The following is a 6,961-nucleotide window of genomic DNA, read 5'->3' on the forward strand; positions in this document are numbered from 1 at the left end:
CCTCGCGCTATTTGCCAAATTATCTCGGCTGGCGCTGGGCGCTCGATGGCCGGCGCATCGATTCTCCAGAGCGCTTCCTGCGAGCGGCGCTGGGCACGTTCAACAGGTAACGGTGACAGCGCTTAAAAAAAAGCCCGCTCGATGAGGAGCGGGCTGAATCTATTTCCTTAAGGGAGAATAGAGGAGACAGGTGGAATTATGCTGCCCTGCAACAGAAGTTTCCAATTTTTATTTGTAATGACAGATATAGGCTGGATGTATATGGCTTGCCAGCCTTGCCTGCATGCGCCGGGCAGCGCGCACGGCTGGGCGCGCGCGCTTGGTACATGGTACAAAATGTTTTACCATGGCAAATATGTTAAAAATCCGTCTGCCGAGTCATGTGTTGCTGGGCTTGCTCACAGTCTGTTCTCACGTCGGAGCCCAGGAGGGCGGGACGCTGGCCGACTATTCGCTCGAGCAATTGGCGGATATCGTCGTCACTTCCGTGGCGCGCCAGGAAACCCGCTTGGCCGACGCGCCGGCCTCGGTGTACGTGATCGGCGGCGCCGAGATCCGCCGCTCCGGCGCGGTCACCTTGCCCGAGGCGCTGCGCCTGGCGCCGAACCTGCAGGTGGCGCGCGCCGACGTCCACGATTACGCGATCAGCGCGCGCGGCTTCGGCTCGACCCTGTCGAACAAACTGCTGGTCCTGATCGACGGGCGCAGCGTTTATTCGCCGCTCTTCTCGGGGGTGTTCTGGGATACCCAGGACGTGGTCATGGCCGACATCGAGCGCATCGAGGTCATCAGCGGGCCGGGCGCGACCATCTGGGGCGCCAACGCGGTCAACGGCGTCATTAACATCATTACCCGCGCCGCCGGCGACACCCAGGGCGGCCAGCTGGTCGTGCGCGGCGGCGGGGAGGGCGCCAGCGGTTCGCTGCGCCACGGCGGCAAGCTTCGCAACGGCGGTCATTACCGGGTCTATGCCAAGGCCTTGCATCGCGACGGCGTCGCCAGCGAGGGCGGGCAGGCCGGCAGCGGCTGGCGCCGCCGCCAGGCCGGCTTTCGCGCCGACTGGGAGCCCGGCGGCGGCAGCGTCACCGTCAGCGGCGACGTCTACGACGGCACGATGGACGACACCGGCCAGCCGTCCACCAGGATCGGCGGCGCCAATCTGCTGGCGCGCAGCGTGCGCAGCCTGGGCGAGGGCTCGACCCTGCGCGTCCAGGCCTATCTCGACCATAGCCGGCGCCGCCAGCCCGTCGGCAGCCAGCGCCTGGACACCGCCGACATCGAGTTCCAGCACGACCTGGGCATCGGCGCGCGCCAGCGCCTGGCCTGGGGCGGCGGATACCGCATCAGCCACGACCGCGTCCGCAACAGCCCCTGGCTGCGCCTGGTCCCGGAAAACAAGAACCTGCGCTGGGCCAACCTGTTCGTGCAGGACGAGATCCGCCTGGCCGACACGCTGCGCTTCACGGCCGGCGCCAAGGCCGAGCACAACGTGTACACCGGAGTCGAATGGCTGCCGAGCGCGCGCCTGGCATGGAACGCGGCGCCGGACACCCTGTTCTGGGCCGCCGCCTCGCGCACGGTGCGCGCGCCTTCGCGCCTGGAGCGCGACCTGCGCCTGGTCGCCGGCACCGATCCTGGCGGCGCGCCGCGCTACGCCATCGATGGCGGGCCGGATTTTCTGGCCGAGACGGCCCGGGTGATCGAGCTGGGTTACCGCGCCCAGCCAACGCCGTCGCTGTCGCTGTCGGCCACGCTGTTCCACAGCGATTACGACCGCTTGCGCACGATCGAGCAGCGCCCGGGCCTGCCGGCGCGTTTCGAGAACCGTGCCGACGGACTGGCGCGCGGCCTGGAGGCCTGGACCAGCTGGCAGCCGATGCGCGGCTGGCGCCTGTCGGGCGGCGCGGTGCTGCAGGACATCGAGATCGGCGCCAACGCCGACAGCCGCGACCGTTCGCGCGTCGCCGGGCTGGCGGCGAACGACCCGAAGCACACTTGGAGCCTGCGCTCGGCCCATGAGCTGGCGCCCGGCCTGCAGCTCGATTTGTCGCTGCGGCACGTCGGCGCCCTGCCGGAACCGGCCGTGCCGGGATATCATGAGCTCGACGCAAGGATCGCCTGGCAGGCCAGGCCCAATCTCGAACTCGCCCTCGTCGGACGCAACCTGCTGCACGACGAACACGCCGAATTCGGCGTGCCGGGCCTGCGCCGGGCATTCGAGCGCAGCCTGACGGCGAGCGCGATCCTGCAATTCTGAACGCGGCCAATGATTCGACACCGACTTCTTTTCTCCTCCACGCCGGCCGCGCGCGTGCCCGGAGGCATCGCGCCCCGGGGCATCGCCTCCGCCAGGCGCCGGCCCTGGCGCCTGGCCGGCTGGACGCTGGCCTGCGCCGCGGCCCTGTTCGCCGCGGTTGCCGTCGCGCCGCCGCCGGCGCTGGCCCAGAACGGCGGCGCCAGCCACGCGCTCGAGCGCCGCGTGAAGGCCGCCTTCCTCTATAAATTCCTGGGCTACGCCGAGTTTCCGGCCGCTTCCTTCGTCGACGCCGGCTCGCCGGTGACGATCGGCGTGATCGGTTCGGACGAGATGACGGCCGAGCTGGCGCGCGTGGTCGCCGGCCGCAACGTCGCCGGGCGCCCGGTCGTGGTGCGCGCGCTGCGCGAAGGCGAGGGCGGCTCGGTGCACCTGCTGTTCGTGGCCGGCAGCGACAGCGCCCGCGCCGGCCGCGTGCTCAGGAACGGCCCGGCGGCGCTGCTGCCGGTGACCGAGTGCGATCTCGGCCTGCAGCAGGGCAGCGTCATCAATTTCAGGATCATCGACGAGCGCGTGCGCTTCGACGTCTCGCTCGATTCCGCAGAGAGGAACAACGTGAAACTCAGTTCGCGACTGCTCACCGTCGCCAACCGCGTCGTGAAGGGAGCGTCCTGATGAACGCACACGATAGCGGCTCCGTCCGCAGCAAGCTGGTCAAGATGGCGGTGTTTACCACGCTGGCGGCCCTGCTGTCGGCCTCGATCGCCATGCTGGTGCTCGACCTGCGCACCTTCCAGCGCCTGTGGATCGACGACCTTTCGACCCAGGCCGAGATCATGGCCAGCGTGACCGCGCCGGCGCTGGCGTTTTCCGACGCCAGGACCGCCCAGCAGCAGCTGGCGGTGCTGCGCGCGCGTCCGCAGATCCTGGCCGGCGCCGTCTTCACCGCCTCCGGTTCGCGCTTCGCCAGCTACGTCAAGGCCGGCACCGAACAGACCCTGCCGGCGCGCCCGCGCTCGGCCGGCTACCGCATCGAAAGCGGCGGGCTCGAGGTCTGGCACAACATCGTCGAGAACGGCGAACTGGTCGGCACCGTCTACCTGCGCTCGCGCTACGGCCTGGTCGACCGCCTGCTCAACTACGGCGCGATCCTGGGCGGGGTGATGCTGGGCGCGCTGGTGATCGCGGCGCTGGTCGCCTCGCGCCTGCAGGCCGCCATCACCCGTCCGCTGGAAGCGGTGACCAACGTGGCGCGCCAGGTGATGCAGCGGCGCGACTTCACGCTGCGCGTGCCGGGTCACGACAGCGGCGAGATCGGGGTGCTGGTCGAGGCCTTCAACGACATGCTGGCCGAGATCGGGCGCCGCGCGGACGCCCTGCAGACCGCCAACCGCACGCTGGAGCACGAGATGGACGTGCGCCAGAAGGCCGAGGAGGCGCTGATCGTGGCCGACCGCAGGAAGGACGAGTTCCTCGCGACCCTGGCGCACGAGCTGCGCAATCCGCTGGCGCCGATCCGCACCGGCCTGGACATCCTGCGCATCCGCAGCGGCGACGCCCAGGCCACCCAGCGCGCCACCGACATCATGGAACGCCAGCTGCGCCAGATGGTGCGCCTGGTGGACGACCTGCTGGACGTCTCGCGCATCAATACCGGCAAGTTCGCGATCAAGATGGGCCGGGTCGAGCTCAAGGCGGTGGTCAACGACGCCCTCGAGGTGGTGCGCTCCTACATCGAGCTGCACGGCCACGAACTGGTGCTGGACCTGCCGGACCGCCCGGTGTTCCTGCACGGCGACGCCACGCGCCTGGCGCAGATCCTGTCGAACCTGCTGAACAACGCCGCCAAGTACACCAACCGCGGCGGGCGCGTCACGCTCGCCGGCCACGTGGAGGAGAAGACCCTGGTGCTGGAGGTATCGGACACCGGCATCGGCATCGCCCCGGAAATGCTCTACTCGGTATTCGAGATGTTCGTCCAGGTCGACTCGACCCTGGAGCGCACCAACGCCGGCCTGGGCGTCGGCCTGTCGCTGGCGCGCAAGCTGGTCGAACTGCACGGCGGGACCATCACGGCGCGCAGCGAGGGACTGGGCCGCGGCAGCTGCTTCGTCGTGCGCCTGCCGATCGTGGTCGAGCCGGAACTGCCGACCAAGCCGACCCCGGCCGCCTTCATCAGCACCGAGACCTACCGCATCCTGCTGGCCGACGACAACGTCGACTTCGTCAACAGCATCGGCGCGCTGCTGACCGCCATGGGCCACAGCGTGGTCATCACCCACAATGGCCCGGACGCGCTGGCGGCGGCGGCGCGCTTCTGCCCGGACTACGCCTTCCTCGACATCGGCCTGCCGCAGATGTCGGGCTACGACCTGGCGCGCGGCATCCGCAAGCTGTCCTGCGGCGCCATGACCGCCTTGATCGCCGTCACCGGCTGGGGCCAGGAAAAGGACCGCCAGCTGGCCTTCGAGGCCGGCTTCGACCACCACATGGTCAAGCCGGTGCGCTTCGAGCAGATCGAGGAAATCCTGGGCAACCGCAGCATCATCAAGAAGCTGCGCACCTGAGGACGAAGGAAAAGAGGAACGAAAAACGGAGACGCTGGCGCGGCTCCGTTTTTTTTGCGCCATGGGACAGGCGCCCAGGGTTGGCGAGATGCCTTGCGCGACGCGCTGCAGGATGCGCGCCGCTATCCCTGCTTGGCCTTGCGGCGGCGCGCCAGGTAGCCCAGCACGCCCAGGCCGCCCAGCATCATGCCGTAGGTCTCGGGCTCGGGGACCGGCATCAGCATCACCGCGCCGCCGAACGAAGCCGCATCGTTCGAGACCATGGTGCCGTTCACCCGCAGGTAATAGTCGCCCGAGCCCAGGTTGCCGCCGGCGACGCGCCACACGTCGGCCGCGCCCGACTGCAGCGCGCTGCCCTGGCTGAGCAGGTTGTCGTTGCCGTCGAACAGCCACAGGCCCGTGATGTCCAGCCCGACGTCGGGAGTGCGGCTGACCGAGCCGACGATGGCGTCGACATTGATGCCCACGGTCGAGTCGATGGTGAAGGTGAAGCGGTCGGCAAACGTACTGCCGCTGTTGCCTTCGCCTAGGGTGTCGCCGAAAAAGGCGGCGGTATCGTTGACCAGGTCGAGCGCCTGCGGCGACTCGCCGATGACCTGGGCCTGCACCGCCGTCGATCCGAATGACGCGCCTGCCAACACGATTGCTGCGATTAACGATTTTTTCATGGCTACCTCACGCTGTAAGCCGGCCGCGTCATGCGGCCGGTATGGCAATCGGGGTCTTTTATCCTAGCAAACGCACCCGGGATGCGCGCGTCCCATGCTGAGATGTGACGCGGAGGCGACAACTTTGCTTTTCCGGAATTTATTCTGTGCGGCCACGGAATGCGCGGCCTGCTAGAGGGAAGCGCAACAGGATGAGTTTGTTGAGAAAAAGATCATAGGCATTGATCAGATGCCGTCGGCGCCATCCTACAAAAATGCGCGTCAATCTCCTGTGCAGAGCTAAGCCTCGTTTAAGCGAATCGCTTGACCGGGACAGGGTGAACTGGCGCTCACTTGGCGTTGGCGTGACGGGAAAGAAAAACAGGAGGGACGGAAAGAAAAAAGGCTCAGAATTTCTTCTGAGCCTTTTCCTTGAAAAAGTTGGTGCGGCTGGCAGGAATCGAACCCACGACCCCTTGGTTCGTAGCCAAGTACTCTATCCAGCTGAGCTACAGCCGCCCGAGGCACGCATTATAGCGGGGCCGATCCGATTATGGAAGCGCTAATTGCGATGGCGTCGAAACCGGCGCACGCCAGCCTCCGGCAACCCATGGGCGCGGCGCAGGCCCTGTTTCGCACCGCGACCGGAAGGCGCGCGCGGCAAGAAGGCGGCGCGGGATGCAAGGTGACGGGGAAGCGGCGCGCGGCGGCGGACGGCCTGGAATCGGAGAGGGGGCGGAAAACGAAAAAGGCCAGATCTTGTGATCTGGCCTTCCGTGTTGGTTGGTGCGGCTGGCAGGAATCGAACCCACGACCCCTTGGTTCGTAGCCAAGTACTCTATCCAGCTGAGCTACAGCCGCCCGAGGCACGCATTATAGCGGGGCCGATCCGATTATGGAAGCGCTAATTGCGATGGCGTCGAAACCGGCGCACGCCAGCCTCCGGCAACCCATGGGCGCGGCGCAGGCCCTGTTTCGCACCGCGACCGGAAGGCGCGCGCGGCAAGAAGGCGGCGCGGGATGCAAGGTGACGGGGAAGCGGCGCGCGGCGGCGGACGGCCTGGAATCGGAGAGGGGGCGGAAAACGAAAAAGGCCAGATCTTGTGATCTGGCCTTCCGTGTTGGTTGGTGCGGCTGGCAGGAATCGAACCCACGACCCCTTGGTTCGTAGCCAAGTACTCTATCCAGCTGAGCTACAGCCGCCCGAGGCACGCATTATAGCGGCACTTGTTGTTTTTTGGAAGCCTTGATTGGAACGCTGACAAAACCGTCGCGGCGCAACGGCGGGATCCTGGCCGGGGCTGGCGGCCAGCGGTCGAGGCGCGCCCGGCACTGGCGCGGCGGCCGTGGAAAACGAAAAAGGCCAGATCTTGCGATCTGGCCTTCCGTGTTTCTTGGTGCGGCTGGCAGGAATCGAACCCACGACCCCTTGGTTCGTAGCCAAGTACTCTATCCAGCTGAGCTACAGCCGCCCGAGGCACGCATTATAGCGG

4 protein-coding genes, 4 tRNA genes and 1 pseudogene are annotated in these 6,961 nt (G+C 67.2%); 4 read left to right on the plus strand and 5 right to left on the minus strand.

Annotation, left to right across the window (positions count from 1 at the left end):
* The 4 genes and pseudogenes from RT688_RS23390 to RT688_RS23405 all read left to right on the plus strand — a co-directional run.
* Positions 1–110 (plus strand): annotated as a pseudogene (locus RT688_RS23390) (IS1595 family transposase); the annotation flags it as partial.
* A gap of 245 nt (positions 111–355) precedes the next feature.
* Positions 356–2,257, plus strand: coding sequence for a TonB-dependent receptor plug domain-containing protein (locus tag RT688_RS23395; RefSeq protein ID WP_313707234.1), 1,902 nt, complete (start codon positions 356–358; stop codon positions 2,255–2,257).
* Positions 2,258–2,266: 9 nt separating this feature from the next.
* Entirely contained in the window at positions 2,267–2,929 is a 663-nt protein-coding gene (locus tag RT688_RS23400; RefSeq protein WP_313707235.1) for a YfiR family protein, read from the plus strand.
* A complete protein-coding gene (locus tag RT688_RS23405; protein ID WP_313707236.1) occupies positions 2,929–4,821 on the plus strand; it encodes an ATP-binding protein in 1,893 nt (630 codons plus the stop codon). Before RT688_RS23400 ends, RT688_RS23405 begins: the two co-directional genes overlap by 1 nt.
* A 122-nt stretch (positions 4,822–4,943) precedes the next feature.
* Here RT688_RS23405 and RT688_RS23410 read toward each other — a convergent pair whose 3' ends face one another.
* The 5 genes from RT688_RS23410 to RT688_RS23430 all read right to left on the minus strand — a co-directional run bounded on the left by RT688_RS23410 (position 4,944) and on the right by RT688_RS23430 (position 6,940).
* The gene (locus RT688_RS23410) at positions 4,944–5,489 is read right to left on the minus strand and encodes an FxDxF family PEP-CTERM protein (protein WP_313707237.1); all 546 of its coding nucleotides are present in this window, start codon (positions 5,487–5,489) and stop codon (positions 4,944–4,946) included.
* A 421-nt stretch (positions 5,490–5,910) separates the two neighbouring features.
* Positions 5,911–5,987, minus strand: a tRNA-Arg gene (locus RT688_RS23415).
* A gap of 265 nt (positions 5,988–6,252) precedes the next feature.
* Positions 6,253–6,329: transfer RNA gene (locus tag RT688_RS23420), tRNA-Arg, on the minus strand.
* A 265-nt stretch (positions 6,330–6,594) separates the two neighbouring features.
* Positions 6,595–6,671: transfer RNA gene (locus tag RT688_RS23425), tRNA-Arg, on the minus strand.
* 192 nt (positions 6,672–6,863) lie between these two features.
* Positions 6,864–6,940: transfer RNA gene (locus tag RT688_RS23430), tRNA-Arg, on the minus strand.
* Between the last annotated feature and the right edge of the window lie 21 nt (positions 6,941–6,961).

The organism is Massilia sp., from assembly GCF_032106685.1.
Lineage (GTDB): Bacteria > Pseudomonadota > Gammaproteobacteria > Burkholderiales > Burkholderiaceae_D > Telluria.

What these genes read in the sequence shown, in the direction of transcription:
- RT688_RS23400 (WP_313707235.1), top strand. Translation starts at nt 2,267, where the DNA reads ATGATTCGACACCGACTTCTTTTCTCCTCCACGCCGGCCGCGCGCGTG.
- RT688_RS23405 (WP_313707236.1), top strand. Translation starts at nt 2,929, where the DNA reads ATGAACGCACACGATAGCGGCTCCGTCCGCAGCAAGCTGGTCAAGATG.
- RT688_RS23410 (WP_313707237.1), bottom strand. Translation starts at nt 5,489, where the DNA reads ATGAAAAAATCGTTAATCGCAGCAATCGTGTTGGCAGGCGCGTCATTC.
- RT688_RS23395 (WP_313707234.1), top strand. Translation starts at nt 356, where the DNA reads ATGTTAAAAATCCGTCTGCCGAGTCATGTGTTGCTGGGCTTGCTCACA.